The following is a 19592-nucleotide window of genomic DNA, read 5'->3' as shown; positions in this document are numbered from 1 at the left end:
TGAGCATCGAATGAGCGACCTATAACTTGGCACCAGAGGGCGAGCGGGAAGGCGGTCAGGTGTGAACGTCACATTCGGGATACTCGGGCCGGTGACGGCCTGGGACGACGAAGGGGGACCGATCGCCTTGAAGGGCCCTCGGCACCGCGCCGTACTGGCCCGGCTGATCGTCGCCAGGGGCCGGGTCGTCCCCGTCACCCGCCTGGTGGCGGATCTGTGGGAGGTACCTCCCGCGGACGCGGTCGGTGCTGTCCGTACGTTCGTCTCCGCGCTGCGCAGAGCCCTGGAACCACAGCGTCGGCCCCGCACTCCGGCTCGCCTCCTGGTCACCGAGGGCCCTGGCTATGCGCTGCGCGCCGAGCGCGGCTCCGTCGACAGCTGGTGTTTCGAGCAGGCGGTCGCCGCCGCCCGCACCCTGCCGCCGCAGCAGGCCCTCGACCGGCTCGCGGAGGCTCTGGGCTATTGGCGGGGTCCGGCCCTCGCGGATTTCCCAGAAGAGGCCTGGGCCCGCACCGAGCGTTCGCGCCTCGGTGAGCTGAGGCTGCACGCCCTGGAGTGCCAGGCGGAGGTCCGCCTGGCCCTCGGTCGTGGAGCGGACGCGATTCCGGATCTGGATGCGCACGTGGCCGAGCACCCCTGGCGCGAGGACGCATGGCGGCTCCTGGCCCTCGCGCTGTACCGCACGGGCCGCCAGGGCGACGCGCTCGCGGTGCTACGCCGTGCACGAAAGCTGCTGGTCGAGCAACTGGGGGTGGATCCCGGCCCGGGACTGCGCCGCCTGGAGGCGGACATCCTTACCCAGGAACACCACCTCGACCGGGCTCCCGGGCCGATTTCTTCGGCGGACACCGTGTGGGCGGAGGCATCGGCCGCCTACGACCGCACGCTGGCATCGGGGGCCCGGGCACGCCTGGAAGCGACCGTAGGCCTGCTGCGCAATCTCGCGGTGACGGGTGGCGGCGGCCTGGAGGTGGCCCGTCGGCACCGCTCGGCCGTGATCGCGGCGGCCGAAGAGCTGGGGAACCCGGACCTGACCGCGCGCGTGATCGGCGCCTACGACGTTCCGGCGATCTGGACGCGGGTGGACGACCCCCGGCATGCGGCGGACGTGGTGGCAGCGGCGGAGCGCACCTTGAGGACCCTTCGACCGGGCGGTCACGACGTGGCACGAGCCCGGCTGCTGGCCACGATCGCCCTGGAGTCACGTGGGAGCGCTTCGGCGCGCGGGCTGCAGGCGGCCCGGCAGGCCGAGCAGATCGCCCGCGACCTGGACGACCCCGCCCTCCTGGCGTTCGCGCTCAACGGCGTTTTCATGCAGACCTTCCACCGGGCGGGCCTGTCTCCGCGCCGCGACAGGATCGGCGCTGAGCTGATCACCCTGGCCGCGAGGCACGGGATGGTCACGTACGAGGTGCTCGGGCACCTCATCCGCCTCCAGGCGCGCAGCGCTCTGGCCGACTTCCCGGGAGCGGACCGGCACGCGACCGCGGTGGACCGCCTGGCCGAGCGGAACGAGCTGCCGCTGGCGGGAGTGTTCACCCAGTGGTACCGGGCGCTGCGACGCGCGGCTACCGGGCCGGCGCCAGAGGCGGAAGCCGCCTGTCGGGAGGCCGCGGCCCGGCTCCACGGCGTCGGTATGCCCGGCCTGGAGCACGGGCTTCTGCCACTGGCCCTGCTGTGCTTGCGGATGCGGCACGGGCAGAGCCCGTCGGGCGCGCAGTACGCGCAGTACACGCAGATCTGCGCACAGGCCGACTGGGGGCCGCACGAGCCGTGGGTGACTCCCCTCCTCCTGGTCGCCCAAGGCCTCGGGGGCGAGGCCGCAGCGGTTCTGCGGAGACTCCCGGATCCTCCCCCCGGCCTGCTGTTCGAGGCTCTGTGGTCCGTGGTGGCGCGAGCCGCCCTTGCCGTGTCGGACCGGGCCACGATGGAACGCGCTCACACCGCGCTCTCGCCGGCCGGGGCGGAGCTTGCCGGCGCCGGCAGCGGTCTGCTCACCAGCGGCCCCGTCGCGGGGTACCTCAGCGAGCTCGCCGCCGCGCTCCAGAAGACGTGATGACCTGCGTCGGGGCCGCCGCGCCAACTGAGCAGTAAAGCGGGCTGGTAGGTGAGCAGTTCTCCGGCGGATGGTGGGGCATCTTCCCCAACGCAAGGAGTTCCAGTGGCCAACGTGGTCATCATCGGCTCAGGCCCCGTCGGCCTCACCGCCTCGATGCTTCTCGCCGCAGACGGACACGTCGTCACCGTGCTCGACCGCGACCCCACGGCCGCGCGAACGGTCGAGGCAACGGTTGGCGGCGACTGGCGGCGGCCCGGCGTCAAGCAGTTCGGGCACACGCACATCCTCATGCCGGCCGGCCTCCTCCTCCTGGAAAAGGAGCTGCCGGCCGCCGTCGACCGCATCCGCGAGGCCGGCGGCAACACGTACAACATGATCTCCGGTGCCTGGAGCGTGGCAGGTGCCGGCCCGCGGCAGGCGGGGGACGAGCGGTTCGAGACCGTCACTGCCCGGCGCCCGGTCCTTGAGGCCGCGCTCCTCGCCACCGCCACCGATACGCCTGGAGTGCGCATCCTCGGCGGGACCAGGGTGGTGTCCTTGCTCGTCGGAGAGTCCCGGACGTCCGGCCGCCCGCACATCGTCGGCGTCATGACCGAATCCGGAGTGCGCATCGAGGCAGACCTCGTCGTCGATGCCTCCGGGCGGCGGACGGAGGTGCCCGACCTGCTCGCGCAGGTGGGTGTCGAGCCCGAAGTCGTCCGCGAGGAAGCGGGCTTCCGCTACTACACGCGCTACTTCCGCGCCGACGAGCGGGGGGTGCCGGCTCCCCGGCCCTGGCCCCTCTCGCACCACAACAGCATTTCCGTCGTCACCGCGCCGGGAGACGGCGACACCTGGTCGACGACGCTGGTCACCTCGGACCGGGACCAAGAGCTCCGTCCGTTGAGTCGCGTGGAGGTGTGGAACCGCGTGCTTGCGCTCTATCCCCAGGCCGCCCATTGGAACCACGGCATCCCGTTGACCGACGTCCATGTCATGGGCGGGACCCACAACACCCGGCGTGGCCTGGTCGTCGACGGGCAGCCGATCGCCACGGGCATCGTGGCGATCGGGGACGCGCGGATGACGACCAACCCGCAGTTCGGTATGGGCATGACGACCGGGCTGCGCCACGCGGCGCTGCTGCGTGACGTGCTGCGCCTGCTCGGCACGTCCGATGCCGTAGAGCTCGCCCTGCGCGTCAGCCGTGAGATCGACGACGAGTGCGGGGCCATGTGGGACGAGGACGCCCATTGGAGCCGGCACCGCGTCGCGGAGATCGATGCCGAGGTGCGCGGCGAGCGGTACGAGACGGACGATCCGGGCTGGGCGTTGCGCACAGCCGTGGACTCCGTTCTCCTGAAGGACCCTGAGATCCTGCGCGCCATGGGTGACGTCGGTTCGATGCTGGCATCCGCGGACGAGGCCTTCATGAAGAGTGGCCTCGTGGAGCGGGTCATCACGCTCTCGGCAACGGCCCCCCGCTACAGCGCGCCGGGTCCGGACCGGGAGGAGATCCTCGCCACGGTGCGCGACGATCAGCAAGGCGGCTCCGCCTCGTCGGTCTTCAGCGGCTGAGCAGTCGGTCCCGGTGCCGCCCCCGTCCCGGCAGGCGGCGTCCAGGGCGCGAATGCGGGCTACTCGGACGGGACCGCGCCACGGAGGTGTTTCGGCGCGGTGCGTCGGCCGCGGGCGGTGCTGTCCGGTTGTTGGCGCATGTGGTCGCGGACCCGGGTCATGATGCCGCCGAGCGCGTCGACATCGTCGTCGCTGAGCGGGGCGAAGAGCAGGCGCCGGGTGACGTCGATGTGGCCGGGCAGAACTCGGCCGACCCTGGCGAGGCCCTCCTCTGTGAGGGTGACCATCGTGGCGCGCTGATCACGGGAGGAAGGCTTGCGGGTGATCAGACCGGCTTTCTCCAGGAGTCCGGCCTGGTGGGTGAGCCCGGAGCGGCTGTAGACGACACCGTCCGCGAGATCGGTCATGGTCAGCGGTCTGCCGGCGTCGGCGAGGCGCGCGAGCAGCTGGAACTGGACGTAGCTGAGGTCGCCTTCCGTTTGGAGCTGCTGCTCGACGGCACGCTGGAGCAGGCTCACGGCCTCCATGAGCGCGAAGTACGTCCCGAGCTGCTCGGGCCGGAGCGCGCCGGCGTCCGGGGTGTTGTCGGGGGTCATCCGCCCATCATAAGTACTTCGACATCGAAGCGTATTCCTGAATCAAGTGACGCACGTCACGTGACTCGAAGGTATTGCTTCGATGTCGAAGCATGTTTAGAGTGCAGTAGTCGCTTCGATATCGAAGCAATTTCAGGAGGCAGTCATGAAGGCAGTGCGCTACGAGCGCTACGGCAGCAGCGAGGTACTACGGGTCGAAGGGGTAGACCGTCCGGCGCCGGGCGCGGGGCAGGTGCTGGTGAAGGTGGTCGGCACCACGTTCAACCCGGTCGACGCGGCGATCCGGGCGGGATACCTCCAGGAGGTCTTCCCGCTGGACCTTCCCCACGTGCCGGGGATCGACGTAGCCGGGACGGTCGCCGGGCTCGGTGACGGCGTCGAGCGGTTCGCCGTGGGCGACGCGGTGGTCGGCTTCCTGCCGATGAACGCGCCCGGCGCGGCCGCCGAGTACGTGGTCGCCCCCGCGCATGTGCTGGCCACGGCGCCTGAGGCGGTCGACCTGGCCGACGCGGCGGCGCTGCCGTCGGTCGGTCTGACCGCGTGGGAGGCGTTGTTCGAGTACGCCGGGCTCGCGGCGGGCCAGTCCTTGCTGGTGAACGGGGCGAGCGGAGCCGTCGGCGGGTACGCGGTCCAGCTCGCCGCGCGGGCCGGGGCCGTGGTGACCGCGACCGCGAGACCGTCCCACGCCGTCCGGATGCGCGGCTACGGCGCCGCCCGGATCGTCGACCACACCGCCACGACCCTCGCCGAGGCCGGGGTGGGCACCTTCGATGTAGTGCTCAATCTGGTGACGACTTCACCGGCCGAGACCGCAGAGTTGGTCGACCTGGTCGCCGATGCCGGCGTGCTGGTGTCCACGACCGCCGACGCCGACCCGGACCCCGCACGGGCGGTGCGCGTGGCGCGGGTGTTCGCCCGCAGCGACGCGGACCTGCTCGCCGAGCTGGTCGCCCTCGTCGACTCCGGCGACCTGCACATCCACATCGCCGACCGGCGCCCGCTGGCCGAGCTGCCCACGGTCCACGCCTCGGCCGCCGAGGGCCGGCTGCCCGGCAAGACCGTCATCACGGTCTGACCGCGTCGCCCGGCCACAGGCCGGGACGGCTCGCCGACCGACCTTCCACGCCGTGTACTTCCGATCGTTCCAAGGAGATGTCGCCTTGTCTTTTGCCTTCGACCCGCAGGTCGCCGAAGCGCTCGCCCCGATGGCCGACGCGATGGCCGACGCCACGCCCCCGCCGGTCGGCGACGTCGCCGCGCGCCGCGCCGTGCTGGAAGGGCTCATCGGCCACACCGACACCGCCCAGCCCACCCCCGACGACGTCACCTCCACCGGCTACCGCCTGACCACCTTCGACGGCGCCCAGATCGATCTGCGCTGGTACACCCGCAAGGACAAGGCCGCCGGCGAGCCGGGCCCGGCCGCGGTCTACCTCCACGGCGGCGGCATGATCCTGGGCCACATCGGCCTGTTCGACGGATCGATCTCCCGCTACGTCTCGGCCAGCGGCACCCCGATCCTCGCCGTGGACTACCGGCTCGCCCCCGAACACCCGCACCCCGCCCCCGTCGAGGACGCCTACGCCGCCCTGACCTGGCTGCACGACCACGCCACCGAACTGGGCGTCGACCCCGCCCGCATCGCGGTCTTCGGCGACAGCGCCGGCGGCGGCATCGCCGCCGCGGTCTCCATCCTCGCCCGCGACCGGCAGGGCCCGGCGATCGCCAAGCAGATCCTGGTCATGCCGATGCTCGACGACCGCAACCTGACCCCCGACCCGCAGCTCGCGCCGTTCGTGCTGTGGTCCTGGGATGACAACCGCACCGGCTGGGAAGCACTCCTGGGCGACCGGGCGGGAGGGGCGGACGTCCCCGCGCATGCCGCGCCCGCCCGGATCACCGACCCCGCCGGTCTCCCTCCCGCCTACATCGAGGTCGGCCAGCTCGACATCTTCCGTGACGAAGACCTCACCTACGCCCTGCGCCTGAGCCGGGCCGGCGTGCCCGTCGAGTTCCACCTCCACCCCGGTGTGCCGCACGAGTTCGAAAGCATCGCCTTCAACTCCGACGCCGCCAGGCGCGTCATAGCCGACCGCGTCCGCGCGCTCGTCTCCCTGTGAGCCGGAGACCCGGGCGCCGGCCCCGACCCGCGTTGCCAAGGCACTGGACACACCGCTGCTCCTGACGCCCTCGCCGGACGCCCAGGCCCGAGCCCGCCCGCATCAACGCCGCAGGCCGCCCCACCAGTGCGGCGGCCTGCGGCCCGACCCCCAGGAGACCGCCATGACAATCCCCTACCTCGCCCAACGGGACGAGCAGCAGACACTGGAATGGATCGGCGGCGGACTGTTCACGATCCTCCTCGACAGCCAGGCCACCGAAGGGCAGCTGACCCTCGGCCGCTTCGACGTCCTCAAGGACGAAGCCCCGCCGTTCCATCTCCACACCCGCGAGGACGAAGTCTTCCTCCTCCTCGAAGGCGAAGCGCTGGTCTGGGTCGGCGACGAACGCCACGAACTGTCCGAAGGCGGCGTCATCTACCTGCCCCGCAACATCCCCCACGGCTACCGCATCACCTCCGACCGCGCCGACCTGCTGGTCATAGCCACTCCGGGCGGCATGGAAGAGATGTTCCGGCACGCCGGACGCGACATCACCACCCCCCGCCCGGATGGCTTCGAGATCACCAAGGACAAGCTCGCCGAAGCCGCCGCACTGCGCGGCAACACCATCGTCGGCCCGCCCCGCTGAACCCCCACTCGGCAACCGCCCGAACCCGCCCGGCTCCACGGCCGCCCTGAATGTCTGCGAGGGGGGAAACGGTCCCTCCGTCAGGCGGTCGATCGCGTACACCACATCCGGGTTCGAGCGTCCTGGGTGAGGCGGCCGTCCATCCGCCGAAGGTACCCGCGCGTGGCGCTCACGGCCGGCCGCCGCTCATTGGCCTCGTACACGGCGGTCAGTTGAATCGGCCCGACCTCCGATCCTGCGCCAACAGCCGCAGCAGTCCTGGGCGTTCCATCCCACAACACTACCCGCGGGACCCGAACCGGAGACTGACCTTGTCGAGCACGGCCTTGGCCGTATCGCCGAGGTAGGGGCCCGCCAGCCAAACCGACGGGTCGGGGCCGACGGACGTGTTCGACACGAGAACGGTCCGTCCGTCCGTGCCGACCGCGCACCAGCCACCGCCGGAGGAACCGCCCGTCATGGTGCAGCCCACCCGGTACAGCGTCGGTTCGCGGTCCTTGAGCGACAGGCGGCCCGGTTTGCCCGCACAGAAGTGCATGGTGGCACCATCGAACGGCGGTGCCGCCGGGTACCCCCAGGCGCCGATGAGGTCCTGCACCGCCGGGCCGAGGTTGGAGCGGCCCGGACGGGCGGGGTCCTGCACAACGGTGCCGGAGCAGGTCTGTGGTCCGTCCGGGCTGTCGAAGAAGACCCCCCGCGTCTCCGTGAGGTTCCCGAATCCACGTCCGCGCTGCTTCCCTGGTTCAGCGATCGCCGCGAGGCCGAGCCGGCCGCCGAACCGGGCCGGACTGCCCTCAGCCACCTGCTCTCCGCACCTCGGTCGCGGGAGGGACCCCGCTCCACAGCAGTGTCCGAGGCGGGGAGCAGGCAACCTACTGACCGGTAATCTTTGAACCTTGGGCGGCCTGCGGGGTCCTCCCATACGGTTGAGTTGCGAGTTGACCGAAGGGGAATGTGTGCGTCAGCGTGGTGCGCTAGGGGATGTGCTGGAGGCGGCGCGCGACCGGGCGTTCGTCGGCCGGAACATGGAGCTGGCGTTGTTCCGGTCCGCATTGGCGGGCGAGACCGGAGCCTGCCCCGTTCACTTCCTGCACGGGCCGGGGGGAATCGGCAAGTCGACCCTTGTACGACGGCTGGCTCGTGAGGGACTCCTGGCAGGGCGCGCCGTGATCGAGGTGGACGGCCGGACGGTCGCTCCCACTCCTGAGGGATTCGCTACGGCTGTCGGGGAGATCCCCGCGGAGCCCGGAGTGGTGCTCTTGGTGGACACCTTCGAACGCTGCCAGGGTCTGGAGGGCTGGTTGCGCAACGAATTCCTCCTCGGCCTCCCGCTGGGCAGTGTGGTGGTGATCGCCGGGCGCCGCGCGCCGGACGCCCGCTGGACCTCGGATCCCGGGTGGTCGCAACTGTTGCGCGTGACGTCCTTGCGGAACCTGCCCCCCGACGATGCCGCCCGGTTGCTGCACGCACGCGGCCTGCCGGCGGGGGCTCATCAGGCAGTACTGTCCTTCACCGGCGGCAACCCCCTGGCCCTCTCGCTGGCGGCGGCCGTGGCCGTCAGGGAAGAGGGCGGAGTCAAGTCCGGCTGGAAGCCCAGTCAGGACGTCATCGCCACCTTGCTGTCCAAGCTGCTCGGTGACATTCCCACCCCGGCGCACCGCAGGGCCCTGGAAATCTGTGCGCACTCTTACGTCACGTCGGAATCACTGCTCCGGGCCCTCGTAGGCGAACAGGCGCCCGAGTTGTTCGCCTGGTTGCGCCGGCAGCCCTTCATCGAAGCGACGGACGCGGGCCTCTTCCCGCACGACGTGGTGCGTGAGGCGCTCGAAGCCGATCTGCGCTGGCGGGACCCCGACGGCTTCGCCGACATGCACAGAGCCGTTCACCAGTACCTCGTCGAGCGGGTACGGACGGTTTCCGATGCGCAGTTGCTCCAGGCCACCAGCCCCCTCATCTACCTCTACCGCAAGGAAGCCTCGGCCAACTTCCACAAGTGGCGTGACGGGGACCACGTCAAGGACGAGCCGTACGCCGAGGAGGACCGCGAACGTGTGCTGGAGCTGGCCGAAACCGCGGAAGGCGAGGAGTCCGCGGACATCTGCCGGTTCTGGCTCGACCATCAGCCCGAGGCGTTCCGCGTCTACCGCTCCACTCAGACGAGTGAGATCGTCGCGTTCTTCGCGTGGCTGCGCCTGCGCGAGCCGCTGGGCGCCGACATCGACCCGATCGTCGACGCGGCCTGGGCACACGCCCGGTCGGCCGCACCGACCAGGCCCGGCGAGTACATCGCTCTGGCCCGATTCCACGTCCACCCACCGGTGTACCAACGCACCTCGCCACCCATGGATCTGATGCACTGGCGCGGACTGGGCGAGATCTTCCGGGCCGACCGGCAGGCCTGGACGTTCGTCGTCAAGCGCGACGACGGACACTGGGACGCGTACATGCACCACTTCGCGATGCCGTCCGTCGGCCGCCGACCCCGCGTCGGTCCGCACCCCTACGTCCTGTTCGGCCACGACTGGCGGGCGCAGCCCGTAGGGCCCTGGCTGGAGGAGAGGTCGAACACAATCCTGGCCCACAAGCTCAGGCGCGGCGCATCGTCCTCGTCCTCGTCCTCGTCCTCGTCCGGGGAACACGCGGAACTTGTGGTGCTGTCCAGGCCGGAGTTCGACACTGCAGTGCGCGACGCCCTCCGCGCGATCCGGCGCCCGGACGCGCTCGCCCGCAACCCCCTCAACCACAGCCGAGTGGTGGCCCAGAGCGCCACGACTCTGCGCGCGCTGCTCACCAACGGCATCGATGTCCTTCGGGAAGGGCGCTCGGGCGACAAGCACCACCGTGCCCTCACCATGACGTACATCGCGGGTACCCCGACCCAAGAGGCCGCAGCAGAGCGTCTCGGACTGCCGTTCAGCACCTACCGCAGGCACCTCACCAGCGGAATCGAGCGTCTCATCGATCTGCTGTGGCGTAGTGAACTCAACGGAACCGCGGTCGTCGAAGGAGACCCGACGCGACTCCCACGGCAGGAGCCCGGTGACACCGCCGGACACAACGGCGTCAGCGGTGGGTGATGCCCTTTGCGTGGAGGGCGTCGCGCAGGGCCCGCAGGGCGTAGTAGCTGCGTGATTTGACGGTTCCCGGGGGCACGCCGAGGGCTTGGGCGGCCTGGGCGACACTGTAGCCGCGGTAGTAGACGAGAGCGATGACGTCGCGATGAGGAGGTGTGAGCCGGCCGAGCGCGTCGAGAACGACCTGGGTGGTGAGGATCGCGTCGATGGCGTCGTCGACAGGGAGGTTGACGTCGTCGGCGGGTGGGGATTCGGGCGGCCTGACGGCACGGGCGCGGTGGTGGTCGATGGCCAGGTTGCGAACGACGGTGAACAGCCACGGACGGATGGAGACGGGGTCGGTGGTGGTGGTGAAGTTCCTCCAGGCGCGGGCGGTGGCTTCTTGGAGAAAGTCTTCGGCCTTGTGCCAGTCGCCGTTGAGGAGGCGGGCCGCGTAGCGCAGAAGGGGGGTGGCGTGATGGTGGTAAACGGCGTGTACGAAGTCCTCGCAAGGATCGGGCCGCGGGAAGGTGGCAGTGGCGCCGGGTATCGGTGTTCCGGCTTCCGATGTCCGCCTCATGTACTGACACCCCTTGCTTGATCAATGGACCGGTTGCGTGACATGGCGCATTCCTGTGTCGGGCCGGGGTACGTCGGCAGTCGGACCGGCGTGCCAGTGCCGCGGCTCGCCGGTGTCGTCCGCACCTACGTGGCGCTGCGGCGGGCGAGGGCCTCGACCAGCCGCGCACGGGACGGGCCGGTCCGGATGGAGGACTGCGCGTCGGCCGAAATCAGTGAGAACCTGACCTGCAGGTCCCGGGCCAGCGTCACCGGGGTGACCGGGGTGACCGGGGTGGCGTCCTGCCGGGCGATCTCCTCGTCCGGGGCCGCTGTAGGGGGCGAGAGAGTCCCCGAAGCTCCTCCGTTTCGCGCCGGGAGCCGTTCCTCCCAGTCGGTGATCCGATGGTGGAGCGGTGACAGCAGGTCCTGCGTGAGACGGTCGAAGCGCACCACGATGTCCTCGACACCGACCTGGCGCAAGGCGTCCCTCAGCAGGACGGTGTGCAGCAGTCCCATGGACGGCCCCAGACCGAGCAGGGGATTGACCGCCGCCCACGCATTGCCGACGCTCACCGTTCCGGTTGCCACCGGTCGCCCGCCAAGAACGAACCGCCGGTAGCTGCTCTCCACCCGCGGTGTGACCCATACACCGGGCGAGGGCTTCCCGGTGAGGGGAGGCAGCAGCGGCTCGTAGAGCCGTGCCGCCCGGCTCCACGCGGACGGTCCGGCGAGCGGGTAGAGCTGGAGGTCCTCGTCGCTGATGCCCAGGGTCATCGAGCAGTTCCCCCGGCCCGCCGACACCGCCGTCACAGTGACGCCGTCGAAGTGGCGCAGGGACCATCTTGCGGGGCCGGGGCACGTCTCGGGTGAGTCGAAGCGCCGTGTGTAGAGGCGCATACCGCTGTCCTGTCGCTCTTCCAGAGGCCGGGGAGCGCCGATCTCGCTCAGTTGTCTGACCATGTTCGAGCCTCGGCCTGCCGCATCGACGATCAGATCGGCGAGCACGGCCTCACCCCCGTCCGTCAGGACGCCCTGGACGTGCGGCCTGCCGGGCAGACGCTCCTTGCCCGTGAGGAGCGAGGCGATACCGACTCCGCAGTCGATGCTGATGCCGTCGGTCCGGGACATCTCCTCCTTCAGCACGCCCGCGATGAGCGTGCGGTCCACGACAGGGTTCGGCTCACCATGACCAACGGCGCTCGTGGATGCCAGGGTTCGCGCCACGTCGGGCAGCTCGGCGGACATCATGCGCATGGCCTCGGCCAGCAGTACGAGAGGTCGCTCGCCTGCCGCCCCCAGCCCGTCGCCGAGACGCCGGAAATCCGGCTCCGGCGTCGGGGGTAGGACGGGACGTGGATCGAGAACCGTCACGCGATGTCCCTCTGCCGCGAGCAGCAGGGCGACCACTGCGCCCACAGGACCCGCACCGCACACCACAACATGCATCCCATCACCCTTCTCCGTACTCAAGGGCATGAGCATGTCGGCATCCGCTGCTCACTTCACAGACCGGTTTCCTGCTCACCTCGCCTCTCGGCACGTCCGACGGGACCGGCGAGCGGGATCACCAGCGTCCCGCCACCGCGCTGCAGCGGGCACCGGGCCTCGCGGTCATCTCCATGGTGGCCGGGTCAGGCAGGCCGGCCCGCTTCGCCGGTGCTCGCCAGGTCGGTGCCCTGGAGCTCGTGATGCCACAGCAGGTCGCTCATCCTGTCGATGCCCGATGTGAGGTGGCGCCGATAGGTACTGAAAGGCAGTCCGAGACGCTCCGCGGCCGCCTCCTGCGTCGGGGCTCCTCTGAAATAGGTGGCGGCCACCGCCCGATGACGCTTCTCTCCACTGCGCTCGTCCAACAGGGCCTCGGCGGAGGCGGCAAGAACCTCGGACAGACTGAGTCGGCCATCGACGACCAGTCTGCTGCGGTTGAGTGGATTGCCGGCGAGCACCGCCGGTTTGCGCAACGTGCGCAGCGCTTCCCGGACCGCCGCGTCGAACTCGGGCCGTGACAGCACCACCAGCCCGCCACGTGCCGACGACGGCGAAGGGGGCATGGGCGCGCCCGACAGCATCGCTGCGCTCTTCTCCTGCAACCAGGCGTCGGCCGGTTGCGCGCGCCAGTCGTGGCCGAACAGTGCGTAGCGGTGGTCGCCGACCGCGGGCCGTTCGTCGGCGGGCAGCAGGTTGAGGTCCCGTAGATAGTCGTTCCAGGACCCGTTGTCCCGCATCACCGCGTACGACCAGGTGAGCCCGTCGGCGCGGATGTACTCCGATGTGGCGCGCCACTGCATGAAAGTCATCGGCGCGGACGGGAGTTGGTACGCGTCGGGGTACACCGAGAAACGGGCCAGAGCCAAGTGCTCGCCCGGCCTGAGCGGCCCGTTCGTCCGCGCGTGCCGCCAGGCCGCGGCGACCACCGGATCGACGTCCAGGCCTTCCGGCTCCCCGATACGCAGCCAGGCGGAGAACGCGAGGACCTCACCGGTTTGGGTCGACCGATACACGCGGAACGCCTCGGGCCGACGGTCCAGCCAGAAGGCGGCCATTGCTGCGGATTCCTCGCCCTCGGCCCTGTCCGCCAGCTCCAGGACGCGGTCGCGATGGTCCGGGCGGTACGGCTGGTCCTGGAACAGGCCCGCGTCGCGCCAGTCGTTGAACTCCGACATGTGGCCGTCACCGCGGTAGAGGTAGGTCAGTGCTCCGGTGGCCTGGAGCACCCGGGACTCGGGTACGGCGCGGACCTGGGAGAGGAAGTAACGGCGCATCTGTCCGTGCATCGCGGCGAACCCGTCCGGGTCGCGCCACCGCAGGTCGGCCTCCAGTGACTCCCGGACGGCGTCGTGCGGGAAGAGCCCGGCGGCCGAGGTCTCGATGTACGGCTGGACGCGCAGCCAGGAGAACAGCTCCGGCGCGTGGTCGCCCATGAGAGCGCGGAGCAGGGACTCGGACGTGACGTAGGCGTGGGCACAGATCTCGAGCGCCTGGCGGTGCAGAGAGCTCGGCGTGTCGCCGATCAGCAGGGGCAGGAGCAGGGCGACGGCGTCCTGGTCGGGACGCCAACCGGACGTCGACGCCTCGTCCTTGACCGCGAGGGCGGCCGCCAGCGCGAGCGCGAGCGGGTTGCCGCCGGTGAACGACAGCAGTGTCGTGTGGACGCGGGACGATACGCCGCGCGTGGTGAGGAAGGCCGTGGCGTCCGAGGGCGCGAGGTTACGCAGGGAAGAGACCTGGAGCAGGCCGATCCACCCCGGATCGGCCGTCCAGCGAGGGTCGAGGGCATTGCGCCCCGCCACCACGACGAGCGCGCCGGCGGGCAGTCGCGGCAGGAAGCGTTCCCAGAGCCAGCCCTCGAGTCCCTGGCACTTCTCGAAGGTGTCCACGAGCAGTACCACTCCCGGGGTTCTCACCTCCGGACCAGCCGCCGCGGCGAAGCCCTCCGGCGTCGGATCGACGGTCCGGCCGTCCACCTCGACGACCGTCCGGCCCGCCCGGTGAGCCTCCCTGGCGAAGCGGCGCAACAGCATCGACTTGCCGATACCGCCCGGCCCGTGCAGGTAGTGGATCGGGCAGGCGCGCGCGTCGCCCGCCAACGCGGCGTTGAACAGGGCGAGTTCTGCCTGGCGCCCGACGAAGGCGCGATCCCGGCCGACGGTCAGGCTGTCGTCGATGACGCCTTCGTTCCCGCTCATCGATTCAATGGCCCTCTCTACCGAATGTGAATTCTGACCAGGGCGCGAAGTGCCCCGCGCCGGACCTGGCTCCGGGACGACTCGGCCAACGGTACGGGGCGGCAGCCCTCGGCGCCGCCCCCCATGCGGAGGGCGGCGCCGAGGCGTTCGCCGATCTGGTGGCGTTACTTCCCGACGAAGGCGAGGAGGGCGTTGTTGACGTCGTCGGCGTGGGTCCAGAGGAGGCCGTGGGGGGCTCCTTCAATGACGACGTAGTCGGCGTCGGGGAGCGCGGCGTGGAAGGGCTCGGCGGTGGCTTCTATGGGGAGGATGCGGTCTTCGGTGCCGTGCAGGATGAGGGCGGGGACGTCGATCTTGGGGATGTCGGCCCGGAAGTCGGTGGTCCAGGTGGGGACGGCGGCTCGTGAGGCATAGGGGGAGGCGCCCGCGGCGGTGGCCCAGTTGGCGCGCACGACGTCCTCGCTGATGCGGGTGCCGAGGTTCTGGTCGAGGTTGTAGAAGGCTTGGTAGAAGTCGGTGAAATAGGCGTAGCGGTCGTGGGTGACGGCGCGGAGGATGCCTTCGAAAACCGTTGCGTCGACGCCGGTGGGGTTGTCGTCGGTCTTGAGGAGGTAGGGCTCGAGGCCGGCGAGGAAGGCCGCCTTGGCGACGCGGGCCGAGCCGTAGGTGCCGAGGTAGCGGCCGACTTCACCGGTGCCCATGGAGAATCCGACGAGGATGGTGTCGGTGAGGTCGAGGGTTTCCATCAGGGTGTGGAGGTCGGCGGCGAAGGTGTCGTAGTCGTAGCCGGTGGAGGGCTGACTGGACTGCCCGAAGCCGCGTCGGTCGTAGGTGATGACGCGGTGGCCGGCGTCGAGCAGAACGGGAAGCTGCTTCTCCCAGGAGTGTCCGTCCAGGGGGTAGCCGTGGATGAGGACGATGGGCTGTCCGGTGCCGTGGTCCTCGTAGTAGAGGTCAATGGTGGTGCTGTTTTCCTGGCCGACGGTGATGAAGGGCATGCGGTTCTCCTGACTCGGTGCGTGGATTGGCCGGATTGCTGAGGAGCAGACAGGGGCCCGCCTGCCACCTGCGGGTGCGCCGGTCAGCGGGAGGTCGAGGCGGCTGCCTGCTGGATGATGCGGGTGACGGCGTCGGGGCGGGAGACGGGGACGGCGTGGGAGGCCTTGACCTCGACGGTGTGCGCGTTCGCGCGTTCGGACATGAACCGCTGTGCGACGGGAGGGATGTTGAGGTCCTCGGTGGCGATCAGCGACCAGGAGGGAATGGTCTTCCAGGCTGCCTTCGTGGCCTTTTCGTCGAGTGCCGCAGCGGCGATGGGGCGCTGTGTCGTGGCCATCAGGGCAGCCTGGCCACGCGGGACGTCGGCGGCGAACTGTCGCTGGAAGGTCTCCGGCTTGATGGAGATGTCGTTGCCGGTCACACCGCCGGGGAGGCTGTAGGGCACGGCTTCTACGACATCACCGAGAGTGCTGCCGGGAAACTTGTGCGACAGGCCGAGAGAGCTTTCGCCGGTGTCGGGGAGGAAGGCGGCTATGTAGACGAGCGCCTTGACCTTGTCCTCGTGGCCGACGGCGGCGTTGCTGATCACCGTGCCGCCGTAGGAGTGGCCGACCAGGACGAGCGGGCCGTCGATGCTGTTCATGACGCTGCGCAGGTAGGCGGCGTCATGCTCGGGTCCGCGCAGGGGGTTGGCTGCGGCGACCACGGGGTAGCCGGACTTCTTCAGCCGTTCGGCGACGCTGTTCCAGCTGGTGGAGTCGGCGAACGCGCCGTGCTCGAGCACGATCGTCGGCTTCGGCCTCGGGGTGGAGACGGCGGAGTTCGTACCCGACGCACCGGCGGTACCGGCTATCGAGAAGGCGAGGGAGGCTCCGGCGACACCGACTGCGGTCAGGTGGCCGAAGCGCTTGAGAGGGAATCCGGAGGTGGACTGGTGGGGCACGTCTGCGTTCCTTTGCCGGAGGGATGGGGACCGGGGTGCGCGTAGCACCGGTGGTATCGCTTGCTACGCGGAAAGCCGGGTCCTGGTTCAAACCCCCGGAAGAAAAAGGCGGACCGGCGTGTATCCCGGAGCTCAGGCCGTGCGCAGCTCGCCGGCTCGTGTGCTCATCCGCAGGAAGAGCAGGGAGACGAGGGTGATGGCCATGGTTGCCGTGATCGCTGTTCCGGCGAGCATCAGCACGTGGTCCCAGGGCGTGTTCACGATGACGGGGACCTTCTCCGCGCTGACCAGGACACTGTGTGCCTGGGAGTAGGCCTGGTCCTCGCAGGCGCCGATGCCGTCTCCCGGCAGTGGTGAGCAGCGCCAGGTCTGCATGTCCGCGGTGTCGCTCGCGTCGGGGACCGCGAAGCGGGGCAGCAGAACGCCTGCCAGTACTGCGAGGCTCACGGCCGGGGCGACGGGAGCAAGTGTCTGCCAGCCGATCGCGCGAGCCAGGATGCGTCGGGGCGTTCCGGTGGCGATCAGGGAGGCGAGTGCGCGCCGTTGGGCGAGGACCGTGTCGGCGAGCGCCACGAGCAGCCCGGCGGCAGCGATCACCAGGGCCACCAGGGCGGCGTATCCGACGAGTTCGTAGGCCCGTTCGTACAGGCCGGTGCCCGCCGGTTCGTACGGCTCGCCGACCAGTGCGGCGAAACGGCGGGTGTTCTCCTGCTGTGCGGAGACGGATGCCACCGTCAGGGCGGCGAGGCCGGCTGCGGCCGAGCCGATGACCAGCGCGACGAGCATGGCGGAGAAGGTACGGCTGCCCGACCAGGGATCGGCCGTCATGCGGCGGCCTGCGAGAAGTCCGGCGGGCTTGCGTGCGTACCGTTGAAGGGTCCGGCCGATGGTGTACGTGATCCAGCCCGTGCCCGTGACGACGCCGATGCCGACGGCGAGCACGCCGATGACGACCAGCCCCCCGACGATGAGCAACGGTGCGTCGTCGGCCCGCGGGTTGCGGGTGAAGTAGGCGTGCACGGGCTCGACCAGTGCGCAGGCACCGAGCCCGGTCGCGATGAGCACGCCGGGCGTGACGCGGGGCTTGCTGCGCCGGGTCCTGCTGACGACCCCCAGGGGGGTGAGAGCGGCCCTGCGCAGGGTGAGTACGGTCAGTGCGGCGACGACCAGGGGGACACCCAAAGCGATGCCGGCCATGGCGGCGGCATGGGGCAGCACGTCCGTGGGCAGGGGGCGACGGCCCTGCGCGTCGGGGGCGTCGAGCAGGGCGCGGCCGAGGAGGAACACCGCGAATCCCGCCGCCGCCCCGGGGACGGACGCGAGTCCCGTCTCCACGGCCACGATGCGGATGATCTGGCGTGGTGTCGCACCGGCCATCCGGATCGCGGCCAGCCGGTGCTCGCGCGCGGGCGCGCCGAGCCGACTGCACTGCGCGACCAGGGCGAGGGCCGGTACGGTCAGCAGCACCATCGCGAGGGCGACCCCCGGACGCAGCCCGCTCTCGTTGAGCAGGTCGTTGGTGTAGCGCACCGCCAGGGCGGGAGGCACCGCGATCACCGCGGCGGCGCAGAGCAGCGTTACCGTGCCGAGGGCCGAACTGAGGGCGGTCAAGACGATGCGCACGTGATCCGAGCGGCTTCCCGCCACCGACAGGCGCAGTGTGGTGAGCAGGTTCACCGGCCGTTCTCCGCCCCGGCTCCGGAGTGTCCCCAGGCCGATCCGATCAAGGCGTCGTCGTCGCTTTCCAGCATGCCGTCGCGCAGGCGGATCTCGCGATCAGCGTAGGCGGCGACCGTGGCGTCGTGGGTGACCAGCATGACGCTGGTGCCCTGGGTGCGGGCCGCGCGGACCATGTGGCCCATGACCATCTCTCCGGCGAGGGTGTCCAGCGCACCTGTGGGTTCGTCGGCGAAGAGCACCTTCGGCCCCGTCACCAGGGCGCGGGCGAGCGCCACGCGCTGCTGCTGGCCGCCGGACATCTCCCCGGGCAGCTGCTTGGCCAGCTCGGCGACACCGAGACGATCGAGCCAGTCGGCTGCCTGGACCGTCGCCTGCCGCCGACGGGTTCCGCCCAGCATCAGGGGCAGTGCGACGTTCTCCACCGCGGGAAGTTCTGCCACGAGCTGGCCGAACTGGAACAGCACCCCGAAGTCGGTGCGCCGCAGCAGCGAGCGCCTGGCTTCGCCCAGGTCGTCGATGCGGGCGCCGCGGTAGAGGACCTCCCCGCCGTCCGGGCGCAGGATCCCGGCCATGAGGTGCAGCAATGTCGACTTGCCGCAGCCGCTGGGGCCGGTGACGGCGACGATCTCGCCTTGCCTCAGTGCGAGTGACACGCCGCGCAGGGCCGGGCTCGGGCCGTACGACTTCGTCACGGCACGTGTTTCGATGATCATCGGTGCACCTCCAGGCGCAGGTCGGCGACGCGGTCCGTTGCGGTCTGCATCCACCGCAGGTCGGCGTCGAGATGGGCGATCGCCAGGTCGGCGGCGAGTACATCGGCGACGGCCGCGCCCGGGGTGGTCTTCAGCGCTGTCAGTTCACGCATGCGCGCCAGGTGGGCGGCCCGTTGCCCCGACAGGTGTCTGCGGGCACCGGCCTCGTCGGCGACGAGCAGGGCGACCACGGTCTTGGCGAGGAGGACGCTCGACAGGTGTGGAGCGGGAGGTTCGGGCGTACCCAGCCAGTTGAGCAGCAACCGGCGACCGTCGTCGGTGACTTCGTACGCCGTGCGGTCCGGACCGCCGGCCCGGTCGTGGCCCGCCGCACAGGCCAGACCGTCACGGACGAGTCGATTGAGTGTCGCGTACACCTGCCCGAAGGCCAGCGGCCGTGCGCTGGGCAGGCGAGTGTCGTGCGCTCGCTTCAGCTCGTACCCGTGCAGTGGGTGCGGCGCGAGCAGGCCGAGAAGGATGTGTGAGTTGGACACGTCCCTCACTATTCACCAAGCGAATAGACCAGTCAAGCAGAGACAACTCCGCGCTGAGACACGGGAGAAGGCGTCATTCCGAATGGGCTGCGGATCAGGAGGAGTGCACCGGCGGCCCGTACGGCAGCGCCCCTCGCGAGGGTATTGACGGCACGTCAGGCAGGCCGGGAGTGCCGGCCGAACCCAGCGCCCCGCATCCCTTTCGCCACACGGTCCAGTTCGCCACGGCCCCCCGCCAACCGGAGGTGCCACGGCTCCGCAGCGACGCCCGTCGGGGGAGGCGGTGCCCCTCGTACCACCTGTGGAGCGCGGGCGGCCGAGGTCCGTTCATCCGACGCGGCCACCCCGAAGAGTTCGCGCCGTGCCGGGGGATGACGTCGGGATCCGGGCCGGGCTCGGTGGCGGGATCGACCTGAGAGGGCGTCACGGATGTGGGCACGGCCCACGGGAGAGCCCGTACC

15 protein-coding genes and 1 pseudogene are annotated in these 19592 nt (G+C 70.4%); 6 read left to right on the top strand and 10 right to left on the bottom strand.

The window, feature by feature from the left end:
• Positions 1 to 61 precede the first annotated feature (61 nt).
• Complete coding sequence (locus ACZ4VT_RS05365) at positions 62 to 2056, top strand: AfsR/SARP family transcriptional regulator (RefSeq protein WP_467946804.1); 1995 nt, start codon at positions 62 to 64, stop codon at positions 2054 to 2056.
• 51 nt (positions 2057 to 2107) lie between these two features.
• Positions 2108 to 3616 (top strand): FAD-dependent oxidoreductase, encoded by a 1509-nt coding sequence (locus ACZ4VT_RS05360; protein ID WP_467946803.1) that lies wholly within the window; start codon positions 2108 to 2110, stop codon positions 3614 to 3616.
• 59 nt (positions 3617 to 3675) lie between these two features.
• Here the strand turns inward: ACZ4VT_RS05360 and ACZ4VT_RS05355 are convergent, their stop codons facing one another.
• Positions 3676 to 4212: a MarR family winged helix-turn-helix transcriptional regulator gene (locus tag ACZ4VT_RS05355; RefSeq protein ID WP_467946799.1), complete on the bottom strand. Its 537-nt coding sequence runs from the start codon at positions 4210 to 4212 to the stop codon at positions 3676 to 3678.
• A 145-nt stretch (positions 4213 to 4357) separates the two neighbouring features.
• Here ACZ4VT_RS05355 and ACZ4VT_RS05350 point away from each other — a divergent pair, with 145 nt between their 5' ends.
• The 3 genes from ACZ4VT_RS05350 (at position 4358) to ACZ4VT_RS05340 (ending at position 6963) form a co-directional block, all read left to right on the top strand.
• The gene (locus ACZ4VT_RS05350) at positions 4358 to 5287 is read left to right on the top strand and encodes an NADP-dependent oxidoreductase (protein ID WP_467946797.1); all 930 of its coding nucleotides are present in this window, start codon (positions 4358 to 4360) and stop codon (positions 5285 to 5287) included.
• Positions 5288 to 5372: 85 nt separating this feature from the next.
• Positions 5373 to 6332, top strand: coding sequence for an alpha/beta hydrolase (locus tag ACZ4VT_RS05345; RefSeq protein ID WP_467946795.1), 960 nt, complete (start codon positions 5373 to 5375; stop codon positions 6330 to 6332).
• 163 nt (positions 6333 to 6495) lie between these two features.
• Positions 6496 to 6963: a cupin domain-containing protein gene (locus tag ACZ4VT_RS05340; RefSeq protein ID WP_467946793.1), complete on the top strand. Its 468-nt coding sequence runs from the start codon at positions 6496 to 6498 to the stop codon at positions 6961 to 6963.
• 280 nt (positions 6964 to 7243) lie between these two features.
• Here ACZ4VT_RS05340 and ACZ4VT_RS05335 read toward each other — a convergent pair.
• Positions 7244 to 7567, bottom strand: a pseudogene (locus ACZ4VT_RS05335) (hypothetical protein); the annotation flags it as partial.
• Positions 7568 to 8225: 658 nt separating this feature from the next.
• Between ACZ4VT_RS05335 and ACZ4VT_RS05330 the strand changes: the two are divergent.
• Positions 8226 to 10040: an ATP-binding protein gene (locus ACZ4VT_RS05330; protein WP_467946791.1), complete on the top strand. Its 1815-nt coding sequence runs from the start codon at positions 8226 to 8228 to the stop codon at positions 10038 to 10040.
• On the opposite strand, the gene ACZ4VT_RS05325 is transcribed toward ACZ4VT_RS05330, so the two are convergent.
• The 8 genes from ACZ4VT_RS05325 to ACZ4VT_RS05290 all read right to left on the bottom strand — a co-directional run bounded on the left by ACZ4VT_RS05325 (position 10027) and on the right by ACZ4VT_RS05290 (position 19131).
• Entirely contained in the window at positions 10027 to 10596 is a 570-nt protein-coding gene (locus ACZ4VT_RS05325) for a sigma-70 family RNA polymerase sigma factor (protein WP_467946789.1), read from the bottom strand. The two genes, ACZ4VT_RS05330 and ACZ4VT_RS05325, sit on opposite strands and share 14 nt — an antisense overlap.
• Before the next feature lie 125 nt (positions 10597 to 10721).
• Complete coding sequence (locus tag ACZ4VT_RS05320) at positions 10722 to 11744, bottom strand: hypothetical protein (RefSeq protein WP_467946787.1); 1023 nt, start codon at positions 11742 to 11744, stop codon at positions 10722 to 10724.
• 464 nt (positions 11745 to 12208) lie between these two features.
• A complete protein-coding gene (locus ACZ4VT_RS05315) occupies positions 12209 to 14263 on the bottom strand; it encodes an ATP-binding protein (protein ID WP_467946785.1) in 2055 nt (684 codons plus the stop codon).
• Positions 14264 to 14427: 164 nt separating this feature from the next.
• On the bottom strand, positions 14428 to 15261 hold the full coding sequence (locus ACZ4VT_RS05310) for an alpha/beta fold hydrolase (protein WP_467946783.1): 834 nt from the start codon (positions 15259 to 15261) through the stop codon (positions 14428 to 14430).
• Between the two features lie 83 nt (positions 15262 to 15344).
• Positions 15345 to 16205, bottom strand: coding sequence for an alpha/beta fold hydrolase (locus tag ACZ4VT_RS05305; protein WP_467946781.1), 861 nt, complete (start codon positions 16203 to 16205; stop codon positions 15345 to 15347).
• A 132-nt stretch (positions 16206 to 16337) separates the two neighbouring features.
• On the bottom strand, positions 16338 to 17882 hold the full coding sequence (locus ACZ4VT_RS05300; RefSeq protein WP_467946779.1) for an FtsX-like permease family protein: 1545 nt from the start codon (positions 17880 to 17882) through the stop codon (positions 16338 to 16340).
• Positions 17879 to 18598, bottom strand: coding sequence for an ABC transporter ATP-binding protein (locus ACZ4VT_RS05295; RefSeq protein WP_467946777.1), 720 nt, complete (start codon positions 18596 to 18598; stop codon positions 17879 to 17881). Before ACZ4VT_RS05295 ends, ACZ4VT_RS05300 begins: the two co-directional genes overlap by 4 nt.
• Positions 18595 to 19131, bottom strand: a complete 537-nt coding sequence (locus ACZ4VT_RS05290; RefSeq protein WP_467946775.1) for a PadR family transcriptional regulator — start codon at positions 19129 to 19131, stop codon at positions 18595 to 18597. Before ACZ4VT_RS05290 ends, ACZ4VT_RS05295 begins: the two co-directional genes overlap by 4 nt.
• Between the last annotated feature and the right edge of the window lie 461 nt (positions 19132 to 19592).

The sequence above is a fragment of the Streptomyces sp. NPDC029164 genome, from assembly GCF_055563995.1.
The sequence above is the reverse complement of the archived record's forward strand: the minus strand, read 5'-3'. Positions and strand labels throughout refer to the sequence as shown.

Coding starts and splice junctions, on each gene's coding strand:
- ACZ4VT_RS05315 (WP_467946785.1), bottom strand. CDS start 14,263: ATGAGCGGGAACGAAGGCGTCATCGACGACAGCCTGACCGTCGGCCGG.
- ACZ4VT_RS05310 (WP_467946783.1), bottom strand. CDS start 15,261: ATGCCCTTCATCACCGTCGGCCAGGAAAACAGCACCACCATTGACCTC.
- ACZ4VT_RS05355 (WP_467946799.1), bottom strand. CDS start 4,212: ATGACCCCCGACAACACCCCGGACGCCGGCGCGCTCCGGCCCGAGCAG.
- ACZ4VT_RS05350 (WP_467946797.1), top strand. CDS start 4,358: ATGAAGGCAGTGCGCTACGAGCGCTACGGCAGCAGCGAGGTACTACGG.
- ACZ4VT_RS05340 (WP_467946793.1), top strand. CDS start 6,496: ATGACAATCCCCTACCTCGCCCAACGGGACGAGCAGCAGACACTGGAA.
- ACZ4VT_RS05295 (WP_467946777.1), bottom strand. CDS start 18,598: ATGATCATCGAAACACGTGCCGTGACGAAGTCGTACGGCCCGAGCCCG.
- ACZ4VT_RS05325 (WP_467946789.1), bottom strand. CDS start 10,596: ATGAGGCGGACATCGGAAGCCGGAACACCGATACCCGGCGCCACTGCC.